20 protein-coding genes are annotated in these 22,085 nt (G+C 64.1%); 12 read left to right on the top strand and 8 right to left on the bottom strand.

What is annotated here, in order from left to right:
- Positions 1-8: 8 nt before the first annotated feature.
- The 3 genes from P3C39_RS02415 to P3C39_RS02405 are packed head-to-tail and all read right to left on the bottom strand — an operon-like array spanning position 9 to position 3,720.
- Positions 9-1,238: a GNAT family N-acetyltransferase gene (locus tag P3C39_RS02415; protein WP_013530610.1), complete on the bottom strand. Its 1,230-nt coding sequence runs from the start codon at positions 1,236-1,238 to the stop codon at positions 9-11.
- Positions 1,239-1,246: 8 nt separating this feature from the next.
- Positions 1,247-2,554, bottom strand: coding sequence for a hypothetical protein (locus tag P3C39_RS02410; RefSeq protein WP_024501738.1), 1,308 nt, complete (start codon positions 2,552-2,554; stop codon positions 1,247-1,249).
- Complete coding sequence (locus P3C39_RS02405; RefSeq protein ID WP_275952578.1) at positions 2,551-3,720, bottom strand: glycosyltransferase; 1,170 nt, start codon at positions 3,718-3,720, stop codon at positions 2,551-2,553. Before P3C39_RS02405 ends, P3C39_RS02410 begins: the two co-directional genes overlap by 4 nt.
- A gap of 336 nt (positions 3,721-4,056) precedes the next feature.
- Between P3C39_RS02405 and P3C39_RS02400 the strand changes: the two genes are divergently transcribed.
- Positions 4,057-5,226 carry a DUF1972 domain-containing protein gene (locus P3C39_RS02400; RefSeq protein ID WP_027160834.1) on the top strand — a complete coding sequence of 390 codons (1,170 nt, stop codon included), beginning with the start codon at positions 4,057-4,059 and terminating at the stop codon, positions 5,224-5,226.
- The gene (locus P3C39_RS02395; RefSeq protein WP_127371823.1) at positions 5,223-6,485 is read left to right on the top strand and encodes a cellulase family glycosylhydrolase; all 1,263 of its coding nucleotides are present in this window, start codon (positions 5,223-5,225) and stop codon (positions 6,483-6,485) included. The genes P3C39_RS02400 and P3C39_RS02395 overlap by 4 nt, the downstream gene beginning before the upstream one ends.
- Here the strand turns inward: P3C39_RS02395 and P3C39_RS02390 are convergent.
- Positions 6,448-7,794, bottom strand: coding sequence for a VpsF family polysaccharide biosynthesis protein (locus P3C39_RS02390; RefSeq protein WP_275952577.1), 1,347 nt, complete (start codon positions 7,792-7,794; stop codon positions 6,448-6,450). The two genes, P3C39_RS02395 and P3C39_RS02390, sit on opposite strands and share 38 nt — an antisense overlap.
- Position 7,795: 1 nt before the next feature.
- A complete protein-coding gene (locus P3C39_RS02385) occupies positions 7,796-9,898 on the bottom strand; it encodes an exopolysaccharide transport family protein (RefSeq protein WP_275952576.1) in 2,103 nt (700 codons plus the stop codon).
- 249 nt (positions 9,899-10,147) lie between these two features.
- On the opposite strand from P3C39_RS02385, the gene P3C39_RS02380 reads away from it, so the two are divergent.
- From P3C39_RS02380 to P3C39_RS02365, 4 genes are all read left to right on the top strand, one after another.
- Positions 10,148-11,644 (top strand): formyl transferase, encoded by a 1,497-nt coding sequence (locus P3C39_RS02380; protein ID WP_064993991.1) that lies wholly within the window; start codon positions 10,148-10,150, stop codon positions 11,642-11,644.
- Positions 11,645-11,762: 118 nt separating this feature from the next.
- Positions 11,763-12,953, top strand: coding sequence for an NAD(P)/FAD-dependent oxidoreductase (locus P3C39_RS02375; RefSeq protein ID WP_275952575.1), 1,191 nt, complete (start codon positions 11,763-11,765; stop codon positions 12,951-12,953).
- A 423-nt stretch (positions 12,954-13,376) separates the two neighbouring features.
- Positions 13,377-14,408 carry a hydroxyacid dehydrogenase gene (locus P3C39_RS02370; RefSeq protein ID WP_024501745.1) on the top strand — a complete coding sequence of 344 codons (1,032 nt, stop codon included), beginning with the start codon at positions 13,377-13,379 and terminating at the stop codon, positions 14,406-14,408.
- 109 nt (positions 14,409-14,517) lie between these two features.
- Complete coding sequence (locus P3C39_RS02365; protein ID WP_013530600.1) at positions 14,518-14,637, top strand: hypothetical protein; 120 nt, start codon at positions 14,518-14,520, stop codon at positions 14,635-14,637.
- A gap of 283 nt (positions 14,638-14,920) precedes the next feature.
- Here the strand turns inward: P3C39_RS02365 and P3C39_RS02360 are convergent, their stop codons facing one another.
- On the bottom strand, positions 14,921-15,163 hold the full coding sequence (locus P3C39_RS02360) for a hypothetical protein (protein WP_275952574.1): 243 nt from the start codon (positions 15,161-15,163) through the stop codon (positions 14,921-14,923).
- A gap of 519 nt (positions 15,164-15,682) precedes the next feature.
- Here P3C39_RS02360 and P3C39_RS02355 point away from each other — a divergent pair.
- Positions 15,683-16,426: a Crp/Fnr family transcriptional regulator gene (locus tag P3C39_RS02355; RefSeq protein WP_224621894.1), complete on the top strand. Its 744-nt coding sequence runs from the start codon at positions 15,683-15,685 to the stop codon at positions 16,424-16,426.
- On the opposite strand, the gene P3C39_RS02350 is transcribed toward P3C39_RS02355, so the two are convergent.
- The gene (locus P3C39_RS02350; protein ID WP_275952573.1) at positions 16,427-16,750 is read right to left on the bottom strand and encodes a hypothetical protein; all 324 of its coding nucleotides are present in this window, start codon (positions 16,748-16,750) and stop codon (positions 16,427-16,429) included.
- Positions 16,751-16,978: 228 nt separating this feature from the next.
- Between P3C39_RS02350 and P3C39_RS02345 the strand changes: the two genes are divergently transcribed.
- The 4 genes from P3C39_RS02345 to P3C39_RS02330 all read left to right on the top strand — a co-directional run bounded on the left by P3C39_RS02345 (position 16,979) and on the right by P3C39_RS02330 (position 20,786).
- Positions 16,979-17,725 (top strand): helix-turn-helix transcriptional regulator, encoded by a 747-nt coding sequence (locus P3C39_RS02345; protein WP_275952572.1) that lies wholly within the window; start codon positions 16,979-16,981, stop codon positions 17,723-17,725.
- A gap of 162 nt (positions 17,726-17,887) precedes the next feature.
- Positions 17,888-18,181, top strand: coding sequence for a hypothetical protein (locus tag P3C39_RS02340; protein ID WP_013530594.1), 294 nt, complete (start codon positions 17,888-17,890; stop codon positions 18,179-18,181).
- A 217-nt stretch (positions 18,182-18,398) separates the two neighbouring features.
- Positions 18,399-20,369, top strand: coding sequence for an acyltransferase family protein (locus tag P3C39_RS02335; protein ID WP_275952571.1), 1,971 nt, complete (start codon positions 18,399-18,401; stop codon positions 20,367-20,369).
- 111 nt (positions 20,370-20,480) lie between these two features.
- On the top strand, positions 20,481-20,786 hold the full coding sequence (locus tag P3C39_RS02330; RefSeq protein ID WP_275952570.1) for a hypothetical protein: 306 nt from the start codon (positions 20,481-20,483) through the stop codon (positions 20,784-20,786).
- Between the two features lie 55 nt (positions 20,787-20,841).
- Here the strand turns inward: P3C39_RS02330 and P3C39_RS02325 are convergent, their stop codons facing one another.
- Positions 20,842-21,444: a DUF6456 domain-containing protein gene (locus P3C39_RS02325; RefSeq protein ID WP_275952569.1), complete on the bottom strand. Its 603-nt coding sequence runs from the start codon at positions 21,442-21,444 to the stop codon at positions 20,842-20,844.
- Positions 21,445-21,695: 251 nt separating this feature from the next.
- Between P3C39_RS02325 and P3C39_RS02320 the strand changes: the two genes are divergently transcribed.
- Positions 21,696-21,977: a DUF982 domain-containing protein gene (locus P3C39_RS02320; protein WP_013530587.1), complete on the top strand. Its 282-nt coding sequence runs from the start codon at positions 21,696-21,698 to the stop codon at positions 21,975-21,977.
- Positions 21,978-22,085: the final 108 nt, after the last annotated feature.

Raw genomic sequence — 22,085 nt, 5'->3', positions numbered from 1 at the left:
TTCTCCCGTCATTCCGATCCCCCACGCAGGCGCCGCAAGTCCCGCATCAGTCCCTGGAGCCTCTTCAGCAGCCGAGGTTTGGAGCGCACGAACACCTCGGTCCGGTTGCGGACCTCGATGGCTGCGCTCACGGCGCTGCCTCGCACCGTAATCCCGTGGCAAAGCTCGCGCAGGCCCGAACCCACGGCACCCATATGTTCCTTATAACTCTGGTTGCCGACCGACAGGTCGAAATAATCGAAACCGCGGCCGCGCGCCCAGCTCATCAACTTGCCCATGATCAGAAGTCCCGGCGAGACATTGGGCACCGCGCCCTGATCGATTGAGATCAGCAGAGCATGAACGGTGACTTGATGGATCAGCAGGTATTGTACGGCGATCAGAGCTTCACCAACACGCAACCCGAAGAGCCGCACCGATCCATCCGACAGGCCCTCGAGAGCGGCGTTTCGATAGAAGTCGACAGCCGTCGCCTGCGTCAGCAGGTCGAAGCGGCCCAGTTCGCGAAAGCGGCTGAGCCGCATCCGGACCAGGCCGCCGAAGATGACCTCCACCAGGGCCGGCGTGTTGGCTTCGACCAGTTCCACGTCGCCAAGCCGTTCGAGGCGGCGCCAGTCCTTGTTGAAGGCCTTGACGAAGGATGGCCGGCATAGGCGCTTGAGCACGGTTTCCGGGTCGCCGTCGATGGCGAGCCCGAAGCTGGTATGCAGGGAATCGCGCGTGGCTGCGAGCAAGGCCAGAGGGTTGGCGACGCCGCTGATCGATTGCGGAATTCCCGTGATCTGGATGCGGTCCGCCGGCGGCAGCACGGAACGCACCGCAGCCCACGCGGCCTGCGCCGATTGCATCGTCCACGGGCTGGCATCTGCCAGCAGCGGTGCCGAATAGTCGCAAACGCCACAGCTCAGCCATTCGATCACCCGATGGCGGAAGGCCGGCCGCCGTATCAGCGGCACCAGCATTCGCGGCGCGCCCGTCACGGCATCGTTTACCTCCACGATGAGCAGTTCCGCACCTTCCGGCATTAGCCGCGCGACGATCCCCTCGGCCCAGGCATAATTCTGGTGGGCGGTGCACACACCGTCCGCCTGGAGGCGCAGCCAGAGCGGCCTCACCGCTTCCAAGCTGGTGTGGAGCCGCGCCGTGTAGGCATCGATGGCGACGACGGTGGCCGGATGGGAGGACTGGCCATCGGGCGAGCCGGTCACCGCAGCAATTTGCACCGCCTGGACTGCCATGTTTTTTCCTATCGCTTTGCCGTAGCGAACGGCAAGGTCCGCCGCCACGCGCCCAACCGGCTGTCGCGCGCCTCATCGGGATGCTCGATATTCCACATGCGGTGATGCGCGAAATACCACGATGCCACGAGTACGAACATCTCCGAGACGGCGGAACCCAACAACGCCCACGGCGGAGACGCGATTGCCAGCAGGGCCGCGATCAGCGCCAGCCCGACGACCGCGCCGCCCGTGGTGATGAACGCGACGATCCGAAAATCGCCGAGTATCTCAAGCACGATGCGGGGCATGATATAGAGCATGATCGGGACAAAATTCGCGATCACGAAAAGCCCGATGAACCAGGTCGAAGCGTCCTGGAGAGCCTGGGATTTTATCATCGGCAGGACGAACATGATCGCACATCCATAAGCAAGGCCGCCGAGCCCCATGACGAGCGCCCAGATCTTGGCCTGCGTCCAGACACGGCCTGTTTCATTGTTCCGCATCAGCCTGGCGAGATCCGGCTGCGTCATGTTGACGAACGCAAGGCTGATGATGCGCAGCGGAGCAAACAGCACCAGAACCGCCGCCAGCGGTGCGTAGGCGGCTGGCCCGGCAATGCCGGCGACCAGCAGCGCCAGACATTGACCCTGGATGTTGGTGGTGGTCGCGCTGAATGCCGACCAGCGCAGTTGGGGCCAGAGCCTGACATAGCGTCGGCGCGTCGGCATGCGGAAGCTGATGCGAAGCGAGCGCCGAGCCAGGCGGACCAGGACGAAAATGCCGAACACATTTGCGGCTGCAAGTGCATAGAATACGGTCTGCAGCGGGTCCTGGACCAACCAGATCGACAGCCCGGTCAGGACACAGCCGGCGACTGTAAAAGCGCCATCGCTGATGGAGACGACAACCTGCTGGCGCCGTGCGAAGAAAGCCGTGCGCATATGGCTGCGCAACGACCAGGCACCGACGAAGCAGCCGGCGGCAATTCCGCTTGGATCTCCAAGGACATGCATCAGAACAGCCGTGCCGACGGCCATCAGCAACGCCACGATCAGCGCCGCCGTTCCGAACGCCACGTCATAGGTATCGACGCCGGCGCTGTTGGTGCTCTTGCTCATCCAGATGCTGGCGGGAACAGCGGTGAGCGACCTGATATAGGACAGGCCGACCCCGCCCATCACCATGCCGATGGCGAAGAGGCCGTAGCCCTGCGCCGACAGCATGTGCAACAGCATGATGTTGAGGGCGAAATGAAAGCCGCTCTGCATCGCCTCGCCGCCGATCATCAGCACGAGGCGTCGAACCAGATGGCTCGGAAACGCTAACTTCACGGCCGTGTCTCCGCTGCGCGGGCAGCGGGCGCCCTGCCCGGCCGCGCGATGGTCGTCTTCAGCTTTTCGGCGGCGATCGCGGTGATCGCCGCGGCCGCGACCGGCTCGCTGAAGATCGCCTCATAGCGCGCGCGCCCGGCAGCGACAAACCCGCGCCAGGCCTCAGGGGCGAGGATGATCTCCTGCAATTTCGCGCCAAGAGCTACTGCGTCGCCGGGCGGAACATGCCAGCCGGTCTGCCCGTCGCTGACCACTTCCACCAGCCCGCCGATCGCCGACACAAGCGGCGGCCGGCCATAAGCCATCGCCTCGATGGCGACGCGGCCCAGCGATTCCGGACGCCGCGACGGCACGGTGACGATGTCGGCCCAGCGATAATGCTCCGAGGGATCGGGAATGAAAGGCAGGACTCCGACGCGCCCGACAAGCCCCATGGTTTCGACCAGTTCGGCAAGCGCACGCTCGCGCTCGGTGCTTTCGAAGGCGCCGCCGACCAGCCTGACCTCGACCCTCGCCTGGAGTTCTGCCGGCATCGAGGCGATCGCCTCCAGCAGGACCTCCTGCCCCTTGATCCGGTTGATGCGGCCGAGCAGCAGCACCCGCAATGGGCGCTTGCCGTTATACGTCATTGGTTCGACCGCCGCCGGCCCGGCAACGCCGTTGTAGACGACATATGCGCGCGCCGCCTTGGGATCGCCAAACGCGGTGCGTGTCGCGCGCGAGTTGAAGATCAGATCCGCATGGCTCCAGCGCATCAGGCCGACAAGTACCCTGCGCATGGCGCCTTCGGGGATTTCGTGGATGTGCAGGACGGCCTTGTAAGGCAGCAAGCGCGCGGCCAGCGCATAGTCGGCAACGATCGAGGTGTTGACATAGACGAGGTCGCAGGCCTTGAGGCGCCGCCACGCCCTGAACACGGCAACCGGCAATCGCGCCATCTCGACTGTCGCAAGGCGCGCAATGGCCTGGCGCCTCAGCACCCAGAGCGGTTCGAAGACGATCCGGCTGGCATGCGCTTCCAGGATCTGGACGATCGGCCCGCTGCGCGGCAAGACCACCTCGATGTCGGCCGACGGAAACGCGGCGCGCAGCGCAGCCACGCTCTCCGCGAAGCTGCGGTCAGAACCATAGAGTTCATAACCCTGATGAACGCAGGCAATCCGCATCTTTGTTTCCCGCCGGGTGCTACAACCATCGCGCTGGGCGATTGTGGCAGAACCCCGTCCGCAAGAATCATGCCTGGTTCGATATGCCCGACTATCGGTTCGATATGTCCGACTGTCGGCCGTACGCCCCTGGCATTGCTTCGTTTCGATACAGCTACGCACAGAAGGGTTGACCGAGAATGAAACAACCACCGGGTTCAACACCGTTTTTTTACAACCCCGCGCCATGATCCCCTCCCAGGATACCGAAATCGGAAGATGGCACGAAAGTTGCGGTCTGCTCATTATAAATTAAGCAATATCTAATATATGAGATGTGTGAAAGTGCCGCCGGCCATGAAACCAGAAAAGCCCGCCATTCTAATCCTGGGGACCCGCGGCATACCCGCGGCCCATGGCGGCTTTGAAACCTTTGCCGAAAAACTGGCGCTGTTTCTTGTCGGGCGCGGCTGGAAGGTCGGCGTCTATTGCCAGGATGAGGTCGAGCGGATCGACCAGCGGGTGCGCAGCGAAACCTGGCGCGGCATCGAGCTCATTCACATCCAGGTCGCCTCCAAGGGACCGCGCGCGACCCTGGAATTCGACTGGCAATGCGCCCGCGATGCTGCCAGGCGACAGGGCGTTTGCCTGGTGCTCGGCTATAATGGCGCGGTCTTCCTGACCTGGCTCAGGCTGAAGCGGCGCAAGATCTTCACCAACATGGACGGCATCGAGTGGCGTCGCCCCAAATGGGGGATGGCGGCGCGAACCTGGTTCTGGCTCAACGAATGGATCGGCGCTTGGGCCTCGCATCGGCTGGTCGCCGATCATCCCGCCATCGCCGATCACCTGGCGACGCGCCGGCCGCGCAGCGCCATCGCCACCATCGCCTATGGCGCCGATCCGGTGGCATCAGCGCCCGAGGCGCCGGTCCGGGCGCTCGGCCTCGAGCCCGGGCGTTATCTCATCTCGATCGCGCGCATCGAACCCGACAACAACATCCTGCCGATTGTCGAATCCTTTTGCTCCACCAAGCGCGACATGAAGCTGGTGGTGCTGGGAACGCTGTCCGACGACATCCCCTACCATGCCGCCATCCGCAAGGCGGCGAACGGTTCGGTGGTGCTGCCGGGCGCCATTTACGACCAGGCAACGGTGAAGGCCCTGCGCTTCCACGCCCGCGCCTATCTGCACGGCCACACGGTGGGCGGGACCAACCCGTCGCTGGTCGAGGCGCTGGCGGCCGGCAACATGGTGATCGCGCATGACAATCCCTACAACAGGTGGACCGCAGGGGCTGCGGCGATCTACTTCACCGACAAGAACAGTTGCGCCGAGCGGATGCAGCAGGCGCTGGACGATGATGCCCTGGTCAAGGCCTGCGGCGTTGCCGCGAGGGCGCGGGCCCGCGAAGCCTTTCGCTGGGACGATGTCCTGCTCGCCTATGAAAACGAGGCCTATCATCTGCTCGGCATGACCGCCGCCAAGACCACTGCGATGGATCACGCATCGCCAGGAACCGTATGATAGGCTGGTCGCGCCGGCGGGTGCTGCGGACCGCGCTGTCCACTGCAGCGGCTCTCGGCTCGCTCCCGGTCGCACCAATCGCTCGCGCCGCCGCCGAGACGCGGTTACGGCGCGGCGTCAACGCCTGGCCCTGGTTCTCGCTGACGCGTGAATTTCCCGCACCCCGCACCGACTACGGCTGGCCGCCCTTCCAGTCGCAACGGCCGGTGCCGACCCCAGACGACCTGCGTCGGTTGCGCGAGACCGGGCTCGATTTCATCCGCTTGCCCATCGATCCCGGCCCTTTCCTGGCCGCCGACGCCAAGACGCGCAGTCAGTTGCTGGACATGCTGGACGCCGCCGTCACCGCCACCCTCGACGCCGATCTTGGCATCATCGTCAACATCCAGGCCAACGCTGCCACCCATTACTGGAACCCCGACCGCATGGTCTCCAGCACCGCCGCACCCGCTTTCGATCTCTATCGCGGGCTGGTCGGCGAGCTTGCCGGCAGGCTGGCGCGGTTCCAGCCCGGCAGGGTGGCGCTCGAGCCGGTCAACGAACCGGCGCAGGCCTGCGCGTCGAACGTCTGGTTGCAAATCCAGCTCGCGCTTCTGACCGCGGCAAGGGCATCGGCAGCGACCCTGCCGTTGGTCGTCACCGGAGGCTGCGGCTCGATGGTGAGCGGACTGACCGCGCTCGATCCGGGCCCGCTGTCGCCCTTCGAGCCGATCCTGTTCACCTTCCACTTCTATGAGCCCTATCTGTTCAGCCATCAGGGCGCGCCCTGGATGCGCGAGCCGGTCTATCGGTCGCTCAACAATGTGCCGTGGCCGGCATCCGCCGGCTCGCTGCAACAGACGCTGGCATCGGTCAGGGCGCGCATGGCGCAGGACACCGAAACCCCTGAAGACGCCAAGCAAGCAGCCTATGCCGAGACCGAGCGTGTGCTGAAAGTCTATTTCGACGCCCAGCCCGACCGCTGGTTTGTCGACAAATATCTTCGCCAGGTCCGCGATTGGGCCGATGGCCATAGCCTTGCGCCGGAACGCATCATCATGGGCGAGTTCGGCGCGCTGCGCACCGACGCCCGCTATGTCGCCGCGCCCAATCCGGATCGCGGGCGCTACATCGCCGATGTGAGGCGGAGCGCCGAGGAACTCGGCTTCGCCTGGGCACTGTGGGATCTCTTCGATGGCATGGGCATGATGGACGACACCACCCGGGCGCTGGACCCCGATATCATCGCGGCGCTTGGCCTGACCATGCCGGCGGACTGACCGGCCTGAACGCTGCCCGCGCCGGCCGATAGAGCACCAATGCCAGCACCACGAACTTGGTCAGCAGCGTCGTCTTCGACGCGACGCTTTCCGAAGTGTTGATCAGGATGACCCAGCCCAGCATCGGCAGCCAGATGCCGGGATGGCAGCGGCGCGCCACCTCGAACAGGAACAGCACGAAGCCGAACGTCAGCAAAAGCGTGAAGAAGGCGCCCTGATAAAGGACCGTGCGGATGATCGGGTTCTCGATGCCCTGTTCGAGACCGTTGATGCGGCGCAGGCTGTCGATCAGGTCGACATCCGGCCCCACGATCAGATCGCGCAATTCCAGGTGCTTGAAGAGCTCGAACATCTCGACGCGGGCATTGGCGCTGCCGCTGTCCGACACGAAGCGCTCCAGCAGCGCGTCGAAAAAGCCCAGATATGCCGCCACGATGATGACGACCGGCAGCAGGGCGGCGAGCATGAAGCCGAGTGCCGCACCCAGGAGATTGACGCGGCCCTGGCGCAATTTGGTGATGCCCTGAAAAAGCAGGTAGCAGCCGCCGAGCACCACCGTCGTCACCATCGCCGTGCGGCCGCCGAAGGCGACGAGTGCCGCGCATTGCAAGCCGATCAACCCTATCCGCACAGGCATCGACAGGGATCTGGCACCGGAGAGCAGCGCAAGCACATAGATCGAAGTCACCATGGCATTGGCAAGCGGATGCCCCTGCAGCGCGCTCGAGCGCAGATCGGTGGTAAACGCCACGCCGTCGAGGCGATAGGGGAAGATAAGCGTCTTGGTGGCGAACTCGAAAAGGGCAAGCAAGGCATTCGCTGTCATGACCACGTGGACGACGGTCTGCAGCCCGGCGAAGGTCCGTTCGTCGTCCTCGCTGAGCATCAGCACGAGAAGTGCCGCAGCCACGAACGTATCGATCATGCCGGCCATACCGGGCCGCTGCCTGGCGATGACGACGACCAGAAGCACGATCGATATGGCGGCCATCAGCGCGCTGGCCGGCCGCCTGTCGGCGAGATGGACGATATGGCCGACCGGATTGCCTGATGCGCAGGAGCGCCAGGCAAGCAGCAGGACGATGAGATAGGTGGACGGGTGGATCTTGGTCGCCGGGTTGCCGAACAGGCCATCATAATTGTAGCCGACCAGCCACAGCATGCCCCCCGAGATGCTGAACAGCACCGCTACCGCCGCGATCAGTCCGAAGTGCGTCAGTGCATCGACCGAGGTGCCGGAGATGGGCGTGCCGGCGCGGGGTGCGGCAGCACCAAGGTTCGAAGCGCTTGCGCTCCAACTGGCCGCCATATCAGGCGGCCTCGTCGACCAGCAAGGCGGCTGTCGGCAGGCGCCCCATCACGGAGACCGCCTGCGAAGTCGTCGTGACGTCGCGCATCGGGGTGGCGTTCAGCGTGGCGACGAGCACGATCTCGTCGGCCATGGCGACCAGCGGCGAGGCATTGAGATTGTCGGCCAGCGCGCCACCGTCGATGACGACGAGGTCGAAGCTCCGGCTGGCCCGCGCCAGCATCTGCTGCGCAAAATAGATGCCATGCGCTTCCTGGAAGACCGCCTTTGAGCGGCCCCTGCCCAGCACGGCAACGTTGCTGCCGGCGGCGTAATGGCTGACGGCCTCGAACGCGTACTCGCCGCGCAGAACATCGAGGATCCCCGGCTGCGGATCCTTCTGGCCGCCGCCGCCAGCATTGGCATCGATGAACAGCACACGGCTGCCCCTGGATGCCGCGGCATTGGCCAGCAGCCGCGCCACCCGGCTGCGCTGCGCGCCCTCGCCCGGCGACGATGTCACCAAGATGGAAGGCACCAGCGGCCAGTCCGCCGGACGCTGGCCCGAACTGAACATGCGCCTGAGCGCAAGGCCGACGACGGCATCGGTCTTCTGGCTGGAGGCGGCGGCGCGCGCCCCGCCGAAAGGCCACCAGCGCCGGCCTGTGTCTGACTTTGCCGGCACCACGCCCAGCACCGGCGCGTCGATGGCCGACTGCATCTGGGCGCTGGAAAGCACCGTCGGCGAGGAATATTCGGCGATCAGCGCCAGACCGGTGCCGAGCCCAAGGCCGCCGAATATCGCGCCCAGCAACAGCAGCGGCAGAGGCGGCCAGCTCTTCTTCAAGGCGGGCATGGCGTTGGAGATGATGCGCGCATTGGTGCTGTCGACATTGATCTGCTCGCGCGTCTCCTGGGCGCGCTGGAGATAGTTCGAGTAGACGGAACGCAGCGCCTCGAGGTCGCGCTGCAATTCGCGCAGCCGCACCGAGGCCTGATCGGTGTCGAGCGACTTGCTCTTCATGCCGGCGACCTTGGCTTCCAGCGCCTGCTGGTTGGCCAGCGCCCGTTCGTAGTCGGTCTCGGTGGCGGTGGCGATGCGGCCAAGTTCGCGCACGATCAGCTGGCGCGTGTCGCGCAGTTGCTGCTGGGCTGCGATCAGCGAGGGATGACGCGGCCCCAACTCCGTGCCGAGCTGCGAGACCTGGTCGACCAACGTCGCCTCCTGCGCCCGCAGGCTCGAGATCACCGCCGAGCGCATTGCTTCCGAAGTTGCGTCCGGCGTGCCGCTCTGCCGGCGCATCTGATCGACCTGCGCCTTCAGCGCCGCGGTGCGGCTCTGCGCCGCCGCAAGCTGCGTGTTGATCTCGGTCAGTTCCTGGTCGCTGACCAGATTGCCTGCCGCCATCACCATGTTGTTGGCGGACTTGTAGGCTTCGACGGCGTTTTCGGCTTGCTGGACGCGCTTGCGCTGCTCGTCCAGCCGCGCGGTGATCGACTCGGAAGCGTCCTTGGCCATTTTCGCGCGCGCGCTCGCCTGGTCGACCAGGTAGGCCTGCGCGATGGCGTTGGCCAGGAGGGCGGCCTTGTCGGCGCTCTTGGCGGTGACGATGACGTCGAGGACCAGGACCTTGTCGGCCCGCTTCACCGCCAGGCGCCGGCGCAGCGCGTCGAGTGTCTGCACCGACCTGTCGCCTTCGGCTGATGCCGAACCGAGCAGGCGCGACAGCAAGCCCTGCCCATTGAATTCCGGATCCTGCGTCAGGTTTGTCGCCGCGATCGCCCGCATCAGCACGCCTGTCGACTGGACCACGCTGACCTGGCTCTCGACCTGCGTGATGCCGCCATCGGGTGAGATACGGCTGGGATTGACGTCGTTGGTGACCACCTGCAGGTCCTGCGGATCGATCAGGATTTCCGCCGCCGAGCTGTAGAGCGCCGGTGTGAAAAGGCCGTAGAGCAGGGCGACCAGCGTCAGCAGTGCGACGGTGCCGAAGATCCAGAACCGGCGGCGCACCAGGATGCGCTTCAGATCGCCCAGTTCGACAGTGGAGGCTGCATATGATCCCGCGCGTGCCGGATCCGGGGAGTGTTGCTGAGGAACCATGGGCAGGGATGATTGCATGGCTGCCTCCGACAATACTCCATATGCCGGCAAGACCAGTTTGCGGCGCTAACCTAGCTATTCCTCCAACTGTTAAAACATTGTTAATTATGTTGAGAGGTGACGTGAATTTTGGCACGCGGTTTGCTTAAAAATATACATATCGAGGTGTTGGCTACGCAGCGAGCGGAGACGAATGCAGATGGGGTTACAATTTGACCGGACCGGCCTGGCCGGCAAGGCCGGGCACCGCCTTTTCGGACCTCCAACATGCAGATAAGCCTCCGCCTGGACGGCGACTGCGTCCGCGCCTTTCACGTCACGCTGCTGGAGCGCCTTGCCGCGCTCGAAGACGTCGAACTGTCCGTCGATGTCAGGCCGGCGGGCGGTGGCATTCCGCGCAGCGCCGCGGCCCTGTTTCAACTCGAAACGGCGATCCACGGACTGTCCCATGATGGACTGGCCAAGCGTGTGCCGCTTTCGGCGCTCGCGCCCTACCGGCAGTCCCCCGCTTCGCCTGACCTGGTCATCGACCTCTGCGGCGATGTCAGGCTGGAAAGCACACGGATCTGGCGCGTCACCTATGACGGCGCCAGCGGCGAAGCGGCCTTGCTGGCCCTGATCCTCGCAGGTCGCACGCCGCTTGCCCGCATCGAGGAGAACGGCGTTGCGATCGCCGCCGGGCGTCTGGGCACCGAATATGGCGGCATCGCGCTGGCGTCCTTCCAGGATATGCTGGCGCGCACAGCAAGCCTGATCATAGCTGCCATGTCAGGCGCGGCAAAGTCCGTGCCTGATCTGCCCGAACCGGCGCAGGTGGGTGGCCCGCCGCCAATGCCCTCGGCGGGCAAGCTTGGGGTCAGGGCCGGCAAGGCGCTGGCGCGGCGGATCATCCAGAAGATCTATCACCTTTGCTACAACGCGCCGCACTGGAAGGTCGGCTGGCGGCAAACCGGGAGCCGCGATCTGTTCGAGCTGCGCGCGCATCCGGCGTCGGGTTGGCAAGAGTTGCCGGACGACGGCAGCCGCTTCTACGCCGATCCGTTCCCCATCCTCTACCAGGGCCAGCTGACCCTGTTCATCGAGGACTATATCCATCGGCTCGGCAAAGCCATCATCTCCGCCGTTCCCTTCGGCCCGGCAGGCCCGCTCGGAAGGCCTGAACCGGTGTTGGAGCTGCCCTACCATCTCTCCTACCCCTTCGTCTTCGAGCGCGACGGCGAGGTCTGGATGGTGCCGGAAAGCTGCGCCAACGGCACGGTCGATCTCTACCGGGCCACAGCTTTTCCCGGCGGATGGGTCAAGGAGGCGACGCTTCTGTCCGGTGTCGTCGCCAGCGACGCCACGCTTGTCGAGCATGGCGGCGCCTGGTGGCTGTTCGCCACCGTCCGCGACGGCGGCGGCGCCTTCTCCGACGCGCTGCATCTGTGGTCGGCGCCGGATTTTCGCGGCCCCTGGACGCCGCACCCCAAAAATCCCGTGCTGATCGATATCGCCTCGGCGCGGCCGGCCGGCCGCATGGTCAGGCGCGGCAACGACCTGCTGCGCCCGGTCCAGGACTGCCGCAGGAGCTATGGCGCGGCGCTTGGCATCGCACGCATTTCTCACCTTGATTTGATCGGCATGGAGCAGGTCGTTGAAACCATCTTAAATCCAGGTGCGCTATGGAGTGGGCGTAAACTTCACACGCTCAACGAGGCTGGCGGCTTTGAGTTCATCGATGGCTCGGCGATCGCACCGCGCTGGAAGCAGCGGACCCGCGATTAACCTAAACATTGGTTACTACCAAGCACGCGCGCCGGTTGCTTGCGGTTGATTTAGGTCCGGAAGATATTTTCTACCGGAGATTGTGAAACGCGCCGTTGCCATCAGAAAGAGCAGCAAAATGAGTATCTCAGAGGCTGGCCCGGCCCACGTCGATGTGGCGATCGTCGGTGCCGGAATGGCCGGCACGACCTTGGCAATTCTGTTGGGACGAGCCGGCCGCAAGGTGGCGCTGATCGATCCGCACCGCGTCCACCACGAGGAATTCCGGGCCGAGAAGATCGGCATGGACCAGATGCTGCTGTTCGAAAAGCTCGGCCTCGATGCGACACTCAAGCGTCTCGTCACCTCCACGACCGACACGCATGTGTTTCGCCTCGGCCAGTTCTTCGCGCATGAGAAGAAGGCTGAATTCACATTCTCCTATGGCGCGCTGATCAATGGCCTGCGCGACGCCTTGCCTGCGCAAGTGCCGCTGACGGTCGGCAAGGTAACCGAAGTCTCGACTGGACCGGACCGGCAGCGGCTTGTGCTGGCCGACGGCACCGTCATCGATGCCCGCCTGCTGGTGGTGGCAACCGGTCACGGCGAGGCGGTGCGGCGCGCCGTCGGCGTCGAGCGTATCGAGCAATCGAAGGCGCATTCACTGTCGATGGGATTCGACCTCGCCATCTCGCCCAGCGATTTCGGTCATCAGTCCGTCACCTGCTACAGCAGGCGGGCCGCCGACCGTATCGCCTACATCAGCATCTTTCCCCTCGGCGACAAGATGCGGGCGAACATGTTCCTCTATCGCAATGTGGCCGAGCCGTGGACGCGGGCGTTCCGCCAGGAGCCGCAAAAGATGCTCTGCGAATTGATGCCCGAAATAGCCGTGCGATGCGGCAACTTCGAAGTCGCGAGTCCTGTCGAGGTCAGGCAGATCAGTCTGAGCACGACGCAAGGCCATCGCCGCGACGGGGTCATCTTCATCGGCGATGCTTTCTGTACCACGTGTCCGACGCCGGGCGTCGGCATCGGCCGCGTGATGACCGATGTCGATCAGCTCCATTCGGTTCACATTCCACGCTGGCTCGAAACTCCAGGCATGGCGGCTGACAAGATCAACGCCTTCTATGACGACCCGGTCAAGGTGGCTGCCGATGAGGATGGCATGCGGGTCAGTTACTATGCCAAGTCGATTACCGCCGACACCGGGCTGGAATGGCGCGTGCGGCGCCTGCGCAACAACACCGCGCGCCAGCTGATGATCATCGGCCGTAAGGTCCGGCATCTGGGACAACGGCGGGCACCCGTGGCCAATATGCGATAGGGCGCGACCAGTGGCGCCCTATCGCCGATATTGATTGCCCTTATAGGGCGAAGGCGTCAGTCGCCAACCGCTCAGGTTGCCGTCGGCGGAGGTGTCGATGGGGCAGTCTGGGCCGTGACACCCGAAAGCCTGTCGCGCTTCTGCAAGGTTGGTTTCTCGTATTTCTTCACTGTAAAGTGCCCTCCGAATTGATACGGCGCCAGCAGAACCAATTCCCTGCCCCGTGTCAATTGTGCCATTACTGGTTCTTACGTCGTATCCACGCCATCGCGGTCAAACGATTCTTCACTGTTGCATTGCCGGCACATATCGACTCCGACAGGTCACCTCATCCCAGCGCCAATCCCGCTCTCCTCGGCCGCGCGATGTTGTAAATCGTTTCATCCAAGGTATTTTGGCCGTTGGGGAACAGAGGGAATAGTCATGTCCAACAGCGCCTTGCCGCTGGTCATCAGTGCGCCTGAACCACGCACGCTCGACCTGATCTTCACAGCCCGGCAGCTGGCGCGGCTCAAGGCGCACTATCGCATCGTCGAGACGACCGCTGACGGCGTCGCGAAACTGCCGGCCGACGTGCTGGCCGAGGTGCGCTATATCATCGGCCAGCCGCCCATATCGCCCGAAACGCTCGACCGGATGAAGGCGCTGCGCTGCGTCTTCAACGTCGAGACCAACCTCATCAACAACATGCCCTACGAGACGTTGTTCGCGCGCGGCATCCATGTCGTCACCACCGGCCTGGTGTTCGCCGAGCCCGTCGCGGAGCTTGGCCTTGCGATGGCACTCAATCTCGCCCGCGGCATCGTCGATGCCGACCTCGCCTTCCGCCAGGGACAGGAACTGTGGGGCGGCGACGGCAACCAGACGGCGCGGCTCTTGTCCGGCGCCGATGTCGGCATCATCGGTTTCGGCGATCTCGGCCGGGCGCTCAACCGGCTGCTGTCGGGTTTCCGCACCCGCACCAAAGTCTTCGATCCGTGGCTGCCGCCATCGATCCTCATCGACAATGGCGTCGAGCCGGCCTCCCTCGACGAGGTGCTGTCGACCAGCGACTTCATCTTCGTCGTTGCCTCGGTGACCAGCGAGAACCAGGGTTTTCTCGGTGCCGACGCCTTTGCCGGCATGCGCAAGGGCGCTGCCTTCATCCTGCTCAGCCGCGCCGGCGTGGTGGACTTCCCGGCGCTGATGGCGGCGGTGAAGAGCGGCCACATCGTCGCCGCCAGCGACGTTTTCCCCGAAGAACCGCTGGCGCGGGACCATCCGGTGCGCGCCCTGCCCGGCTTCCTGCGCTCGGCTCACCGCGCCGGCGCGCTCGACATCGCCTTCAAGCGCATGGGCGATATGGTGCTGGAGGACATGGACCTGATCGACCGCGACCTGCCGCCGCTGCGCTCCAAACGCGCCGAGCGCGAGACGGTTTCGCGCATGCGTTCCAAGCCGGCCGACAGGAATTGAGGCGTGGATTTTCGTTCGGGTTGGCCGGCCCTCGACCAGGTCCGCTTGACAGGAGCGCGGCCGGCGATGACGCTGCCGCAATCGAACTTTGCGGAGGGAGGCCGTGACCATGAAGAAGATCTATGAAAAGCCGATGCTGCTCAAACGGCAGAAACTCTCCGCCGTGACGGCGCAGCAAGCCACTTCAGGAGTGACCGGTCCGATCGGCCCGACAGGCCCGGCAGGCTGACGCCTCACGGTGTTCGATGAAGGTAGCATTGGACGCGCCCGCGGGTCGGCGGCGAGACGGCAGTCGCTCAAGGCGCAGCATCAGTGTTTATGGCTGCTCTTCGCTCTGCGGGCAACCGCTTCCATAAAAGAGCGGGCGGCAGCGTCACAGGCTGTTCTGGACGGTCCATTCGCGGACAGCACGACCTCCGCGGCCTTCCGCGACATGCCGTATTTCCGGGCGAAGACCGCAGCGTCGTAAGGTTCGTTTTCGGCCGGTGCCGCGGACGTGATCCTGGCCTTGGTCATTGGCGGGTCCGCCTGAAACTCTCAAGCAACTCGCCTTCATTGCGGCAGCCATTCTGGAACAGCGAAAACACCGTGGCTGCCAGAAGTTGCACGTCCGACTCCCCCGACATGCGATCAAATTTGCGCTCCAGGCAGACCCGATCGAAGATGCGCTGGCACAGTTGCAGATCGGAAGGATGGAGACCGGGATTGCGCTTACGAAGGCTCGACATAAGAAGCCCCTTTCGGAGCAGCGCCACTTTCTAATGCATGTCGTCCAAAGGTGACCTCGGCTTTGGGAGAACGACATGCATAAACAAAGACCCTAAAGCGCATCGCATAAATCGGATCAAACGCGATGCGCTTTAGACGCTGTGGGTCAAAAAATGAAATCGGGCTGAGCAAGAGTCAACATCGGCCTTCATCACAGTAACTATCGTACAATTCTCCCCCCGGTCCTCCCCCTTCTTCGAACGGTCCCCAGGCCCAGCGCGACATGGCGCTTTTCATTGGCCAGCGGATTTTATCGGCGTGATCCGGCGCTCTCGTGAAATATGTCGGTTTTGTACCAAATGGCGTTTGGTACGTTTCCGACACTAACATTCAGGCCGATCTTTTCATATGCGAACAGGCGTTGGGGGGCGCCGTGCTTCGAATTTCATATCGCATTGATATCTTTCTGCGTTCAGAGCCCCTAAACATAGGCCATCGTCCTCACGTTTTTACGGGCACGGACGGCTGGGAGATTGGATGGCTCTTGCCCTGCATTGGGCCACGCCATGTCTGATCCCAACAAAAACTCTGATCCCGACGGGAACCATCCGTACCGAAACCAACTGCTGCGGCGCATGCCTGCGGATGATCTGGCGTTGCTCGAGCCGCACATGCAGCGCTGCGACTTGCCATTGCGCATGATGCTGGTGACCCCGAATGTTCCGATCGAGGCCGTCTACTTCATCGAACAGGGCATTGGTTCGGTGGTCGCCAGCACGGCAAGCGGCCAAGAGGCCGAAGTGGGCTTCATCGGCTTCGAAGGCATGACGGGATACTCCCTGGTGATGGGCGACGACCGTGCGCCGCATGCCTGTTATGTCCAACTCGAAGGCGAAGCGATCCGCATCGAAGCCGGCGCTTTCAAGGCAGCTTTGGCGGCAAGTACGACCTTGCGCATGTTCCTGCTGCGCTTCGTCAACGCACTACAAACCCAGGCCGGCTGCACCGCGCTCGTCAACGCGCGGCTGAAGCTCGAGGAGCGGCTGGCGCGATGGCTGCTCATGTGCGACGACCGGGTGCCCGGCGAACATCTCGCCATCACCCACGAATTCCTGGCCATCATGCTTGGTGTCAGGCGGCCAGGCGTCACCGTCGCGCTTCAATTGCTCGAAGGCCGCGCGTTGATTCGCTCGAGACGGGGCGAGATCGTCATTCGCGACCGCGCCGGGCTGCTGGAACTCGCCAATGGCAGTTACGGCGAAGCCGAGGCCGAATATGCAAGGCTGATCGGCGAGATCGGCGCGGCCTGATCAGGAGCGGCTGCTGCCGGCATCCGGCTTGCCCGATGTCGCTTTGCCGGGCGGTGCCGCACCGCCTTCTATGGGCCCATCCCTGCCGATCGGCCCATCCCTGCCGATCGGCCCATCCCTGCCGATCGGCCCATCCTTGCTGATCGGCAAGCCGGCATGCTCCAGGCTTGCAAGCTTGCACTTCGTCTGCTCGGCCGCCGCTCCGACAAGGCAATCAATGGTGAACATGGCACCGGCGTGATCGCTTGCCGCGACCGCCTGGCGGATTTTCGTCAATTGCGCCTGCGTGTAGTCCAGAAGCTCGACCAGGTCGGTATGATCCAAACCGCCCTCCATTACAGGATGTCGAGAGGCCGATCCGAGGTCGCTCTTGCCACCGAAATACGCCCATTTACGCGGCTTGCATAGCCGGACTGTCAGAATCGTACAGCCTACGCTCTACGGGATCGTTGCCTATTGGCCAAAGGTCCATCTTCGCGCCAGCGCCACGGCATGCAAGTGTATATAAGCTATCGCTTGAATACTGGTCCGTACGTCTGTCGGGGAGATGTCGTGCCAATTCGCGAGAATCTCGCCGCCAATCTCAGGCGGCTGGTCCAGCGCCACGCTTCCGTCAGCGCGGTGTGCCGTGAGCTTGGCATCAACCGCACCCAGTTCGAGCGCTATCTGCAAGGCAAGGCAGTGCCCAACAAAGCCACCGCCAGGCTGATCTGCGATTATTTCAAGATCGACGAAAACGAGCTGTATCGCGAGCCGGCTGTTCCCGCAGCCAACGGCGACGGCAACGCGTCGCTGCGCGAGGCACTGTACGAAAACATGGTGCGGCCGCCGTCGCCCGCCATCGCCGGCGGCACTTATTTCACCTATTTTTCGGTTCCCGGCCGCCCCGACCTTCTGATGCGCTCGGTCACCTTCCTGCGACGTGAGGCCGAGCTGGTCACCTTCCGGCGGGTGACGCGGTGGGCCCCGGGCGATGGCCAGGGTGGCGCCAGAATGCCCGGCAACCACTACGGCGTAGCGATCTCGCGCCTGAACTGGATCTATTTCACAGGCATCAACCGCCGCCAGACAAGCGAGCCCTCGATCATGACCGTACAGTGGGCTCCCATCTCCGAACCGGTTCTGGTCGGCAGGGCGATCGTCCTCACAGGATCGGGGCCGGCCTTTGTGCCGGTCATCATGCGGCAGGACGTCACCAGGGTCAGCATGAAGCGGGCGCTGCAGATGGCCCATATCGTCAGCCTCGACGACCCCAGCGTCGATCGACTGGTGGTCAGTCTCGCACGAGAGACCCGATAAACTCGCCTCCTACGGGAAAAATCGGGGAAAGTTTCAAGTTTTTCGGCTATATTTTTCCTCGTTTCGGCTTTTCTGCGCAAAAAATGCCGGAACTTTCACCCAAACCTGTCGTTTTCCAATGGATCGTTGCTTCGACGATCCCAAAGCAACAGGAGAGTACCCATGAACATCAAGATGATCTGCTTGGGCGCCATGGCACTTTCGATGGTCGGCGGCGCGGCGTTTGCCAAAACGTCGGCTCTCGACGATCCAGCCAAGATGCAGCCCTTCTACACCGATAGCAGCATGAAGACGATGGTCAGCAACGACGACTTCGTGAAAGCCTGGAAGGCCCTTACGCCGGACGACCAGACCGCGATGATGAAGGCCTGCGAGGACGAGGCGAAGGACGCCACTGCGGCCAACAGCCATCCCGAATTCTGCAGCAGCGTGAAAGCGAACGGCGGCAGCAAGTAGCAGTCCAGCAACCCGAATGAGAAACAGCCCCGCGCGGGGCTGTTTTGCGTCTGCCGCAGGTGTGCAGACAAGCCAGCCACGCAAGGATCGGGCCCGGCCGGCACCCGGCCCATCTCCCCATTTCTGCCATGTTGCACTGCGATAAATTTGTTGCATTGCGATATCGGCCTGCACCGCCGACATTGCACAGGGGCTGGGCTTGCACGAGGGAGCCGTCGTGGCAGCATCGTTCCGGCCGGACATACAAGGATTGCGCGCGCTCGCCGTCGGCGGCGTCGTCGCCTACCATTTCGGCCTCACCGCGCTCCCCGGCGGCTTTGCCGGCGTCGACATCTTCTTCGTCATCTCGGGCTGGCTGATATCGACCCATCTCATGCAGGAGATCGGCGAGACCGGCCGGCTCGACCTCTGGCGCTTCTATGCCAGGCGCGCGCGGCGGCTCCTGCCGGCAGCTTTGTTCGTCATCCTGGTCACGCTGGCCGCCGGCTACTTCATCCTGGCGCCGCAGGAGCAGGCGCTCTATTCGCGCGGCGCCATGTTTGCCTCCGCCTATGCCATCAATCTGTGGCTGCTGCGCTGGTCGTTCGACTATTTCGCCGCCGACGCCACCAGCAATCCCTTCATCCACTTCTGGTCGCTGTCGGTGGAGGAGCAGTTCTATCTGGCCTGGCCGGCGCTGCTTCTGCTGGCCGCCTGGCTGCGGCCGGGCCGGCGAACGGCCGCAGCCATGATCGGCGTGGTCGGCCTCGCCTCCTTCGCCGCCTGCCTGTGGCTGACCAGCGCGGCGCCGGCCTGGGCCTTCTATTTCTCGCCGCTGCGCGCCTGGGAGTTCGCTGCCGGCGGCCTGGCGACGCTGGTCCCCATGGCTTTGCTGCAGCACCGCATCTGGCTGCGGCCAGCCCTTGGCTGGCTCGGCCTGGCGCTGATTGCGACGGCCTATCGCCTGTTGAGCGAGGACCTGCCCTTCCCCGGCTGGAATGCACTGCTGCCGGTTGCCGGCACCGTGCTGGTGCTGCTGAGCGGCGGCTGCGGGGAACAGACCAACGGGCGGACCGACCGGCACGTCCTTGGCCCGGCCACCGCTTTGTCGCTGCCGCCCTTGCAATGGATCGGCACGCTCTCCTATTCGCTCTATCTCTGGCACTGGCCGGTCATCGTCTACGCCGGGATGCTGACGCCCGATCTTACGGTGCCGCAGCGGCTGGGCTGCGGCGTGCTGGCGCTGGCGCTGTCGGTGCTCACCTATCACCTCATCGAGAACCCGGCACGACGCGGCGCCTGGCTGACGGTGGGCGCTCGCGCGCTCGCACCCGCGCTGGCGCTGACCGGTGCCGGCGTGGCGGTCGCCTACGCCAATGCGCATCTGGCCACGCGCAACATCGGTCCCGAGCAGCGCGGCATCGAGCAGGCGGCCGAAAGACCTTCCATCGCGCGGGCCGTCGACAAGAACTGCCTGGCCGACTTCCAAACGGTGACGCCGAAACCCTGCACATTCGGCCCGGCCGATGCCACCCGCACCATCGTGCTGTTTGGCGATTCGCACGCCGACCACTGGTCGACGCCGCTGATCGAAGCAGCCAGGCGCAACGACACCAAGGTGGTCACCTACCTCAAATCATCGTGCCGCGCCTCGCGGCTCTCCACCTTCAACACGGTGCTGAAGCGCGACTACACCGAATGCGACGCCTGGCGCGAGCAGGCCATATCAGAGATCATCCGCCGCAAGCCGCGCCTGGTGGTGATCTCCGAATTTTCCATCGGCAATCTGACCCGCGATCTGCCCGCCGCCGAACGCACCGCCGAAGTAGCGCGCTGGCAGGCCGGCCTGCGCTCGACCTTGCAGGCCTTCAGCCGGGCCGGTGTCGAGACGGCAGTCATCCGCGACACGCCGATCAACGCCAGCTTCGCCGGCTCCTGCGTGGCGCGCACCCTGTGGTGGCGCGAGGCACCCTCGCCGCACTGCGACACGCCAAGGGCCGAAGCCGCCAACGACAGCACCGCCGCCACCGAGCGCGCCGTGGTGACCAGCGTGCCCGACACCCGCTACATCGACCTCACCAACCAATTCTGCGGCCCGACCACCTGCCACGTCGTCATATCAGGCAAGCTGGCGTTTCGTGACAGGCACCATCTGGCGACGGGCTTTGCCGAGACACTGGCGGGGCCATTGGAGAGGGCCTTGTTTTAGGCGCCTGGGCATCTGCGCCCCGGTCTGCATTGTTCGTCACATCTTACGAATCTGTGGAACGAGGCTGCAACTCGGCAGTTATATTAGCCTAACCTTGAAAAGGAGGCAGCTATGAAAAAGCTCCTGCTTGTTTCAGTTATCGCCATTGCTTCGGCCGCGTCGATGATCGCCCCCGCCGACGCCCGCAGCCGTATCAGTATCGGCATTGGCGGCTATGCAGACGATTATTACGGCGACGATTATTACAATGGTTATGACTATGGCGATCGCTACTATCGCCCTTATTACCAGTACGACGCCTATGACAACGGCTACAGGCCGCGCTATTACCACCGTCACCACCGTTGCCACATCGCACTGGTCAAGCACTGGCGCCATCACCACAGGATCGTCGAGGAAATCCGCGTCTGCCGATGATCTGATCCTGTGAAAAATGATCCGGCCGGCGCCGCCGGCCGGATATTTGCGCCGCTCACCCCACCCGCCTCCTCATCATCATCCCGTAATGCACCGCCAGCAGATCGAGCCCCACCTTCAGCAGCTTCGTCACCACGTTCCGGCCCTCGCCGGTCTGCTCGGACAGGCGCTTGAGGGAACCGTCCGCGCAGCAGACTTGTCGTACCACGGCGGCCACCTCCCAATGGCCTAGCGCTCTTGTGGCGGCGGCATAGGCCCTGCCGGCGTCGAGAACGCTGTGGGCAATGCCGCCGCCCTCGCGGCCGCCGTCGATGCGCTCGGTCCAGCGCATCGGCTTGACATCAGCCTGCTGGCTGCAGCGGAAATCCTCGCGGTAGCGCAGCCCGGCCTCGCGCTGCTGGCGCGACAGCGAGGTGATGCCGACGAGCGCATCGATGGCGCGCAGCCGCACGATGCCGCCGGTCGCGGCGTAGCCGTCATTCGACACTTCGTAGACACGCGCAGCCTCCAGCGTGCCCGCTGCCAGCCGCTTGCGGCCGAAGGCGTCATCCCTGAGCGCGAAATCATGGCCGATCTCGCGGCGTATGCGCACCTGCTCGGCCTCGCCCTTCGGCAATTTCGGCGCCTGCGGTTTTGCGGGTCTGGTCTTTTTGCTCATGGGAGGCTCCTGGTTGGGATGGGTGGTGGAGGCCGGCACGTGGCGATCCTTCGCGCGCCCTCGGCCCTGCCGGGCATCTCCCCACGCGGTGGCAGAGCGGAGCGGAGCGCTGCTCGGTTGGCCTTCAATGAACCGTAGGTCGTCGCCTCTTCGCCGCCGCGCCAGCATCCCTGCCGTCCGGCATCCAGGCTGATGGAACCGGCGCGAGTTTTCGACGTTATGTCGCGTCCATGCCAAGGGGAGGTTCGCCGATGACAGCCTTCATGCCGGTTACCGTGCGCTTTTGCGACAACAAAACCATGCTGGTCAGTTCGGTGGCCGGAGCCGCCGAGGCACTGCGCCACCAATGGCCCGACAAGACAGCGCCTGGCTATCTCGAGGCTTCCCGGCTGGTTACGCTCGCCGTGGACGGCATCTGCTGCCAGCGCATCGCGTTCGACGCCTTCACCAGGGCGGCCAAGCAGCAGAACATACTGGTCGACAGACCCAAAAGCCGCGCCCATGACTGGCTGGATGCGGTGGCTAGCCCGTGAGGAGCGGGCGCCGGCCGAAAAATTGATGCAACCGGCCCCCAGCGGGGCGCGTTTATGGGTGCGGTAGCTGGAGCCGCGCGCAAAGCGAAGGTGAACGCCGTGGGTACG

The sequence above is a fragment of the Mesorhizobium sp. XAP4 genome, assembly GCF_029269325.1.
GTDB lineage: Bacteria > Pseudomonadota > Alphaproteobacteria > Rhizobiales > Rhizobiaceae > Mesorhizobium > Mesorhizobium ciceri.
Note: the sequence above shows the minus strand (reverse complement) of the source record. Positions and strands in the feature narration are given on the sequence as shown.

What these genes read in the sequence shown, in the direction of transcription:
- P3C39_RS02415 (WP_013530610.1), bottom strand. Translation starts at nt 1,238, where the DNA reads ATGGCAGTCCAGGCGGTGCAAATTGCTGCGGTGACCGGCTCGCCCGAT.
- P3C39_RS02405 (WP_275952578.1), bottom strand. Translation starts at nt 3,720, where the DNA reads ATGCGGATTGCCTGCGTTCATCAGGGTTATGAACTCTATGGTTCTGAC.
- P3C39_RS02400 (WP_027160834.1), top strand. Translation starts at nt 4,057, where the DNA reads ATGAAACCAGAAAAGCCCGCCATTCTAATCCTGGGGACCCGCGGCATA.
- P3C39_RS02395 (WP_127371823.1), top strand. Translation starts at nt 5,223, where the DNA reads ATGATAGGCTGGTCGCGCCGGCGGGTGCTGCGGACCGCGCTGTCCACT.
- P3C39_RS02390 (WP_275952577.1), bottom strand. Translation starts at nt 7,794, where the DNA reads ATGGCGGCCAGTTGGAGCGCAAGCGCTTCGAACCTTGGTGCTGCCGCA.
- P3C39_RS02385 (WP_275952576.1), bottom strand. Translation starts at nt 9,898, where the DNA reads ATGCAATCATCCCTGCCCATGGTTCCTCAGCAACACTCCCCGGATCCG.
- P3C39_RS02380 (WP_064993991.1), top strand. Translation starts at nt 10,148, where the DNA reads ATGCAGATAAGCCTCCGCCTGGACGGCGACTGCGTCCGCGCCTTTCAC.
- P3C39_RS02375 (WP_275952575.1), top strand. Translation starts at nt 11,763, where the DNA reads ATGAGTATCTCAGAGGCTGGCCCGGCCCACGTCGATGTGGCGATCGTC.
- P3C39_RS02370 (WP_024501745.1), top strand. Translation starts at nt 13,377, where the DNA reads ATGTCCAACAGCGCCTTGCCGCTGGTCATCAGTGCGCCTGAACCACGC.
- P3C39_RS02365 (WP_013530600.1), top strand. Translation starts at nt 14,518, where the DNA reads ATGAAGAAGATCTATGAAAAGCCGATGCTGCTCAAACGGCAGAAACTC.
- P3C39_RS02355 (WP_224621894.1), top strand. Translation starts at nt 15,683, where the DNA reads ATGTCTGATCCCAACAAAAACTCTGATCCCGACGGGAACCATCCGTAC.
- P3C39_RS02340 (WP_013530594.1), top strand. Translation starts at nt 17,888, where the DNA reads ATGAACATCAAGATGATCTGCTTGGGCGCCATGGCACTTTCGATGGTC.
- P3C39_RS02330 (WP_275952570.1), top strand. Translation starts at nt 20,481, where the DNA reads ATGAAAAAGCTCCTGCTTGTTTCAGTTATCGCCATTGCTTCGGCCGCG.
- P3C39_RS02325 (WP_275952569.1), bottom strand. Translation starts at nt 21,444, where the DNA reads ATGAGCAAAAAGACCAGACCCGCAAAACCGCAGGCGCCGAAATTGCCG.
- P3C39_RS02320 (WP_013530587.1), top strand. Translation starts at nt 21,696, where the DNA reads ATGACAGCCTTCATGCCGGTTACCGTGCGCTTTTGCGACAACAAAACC.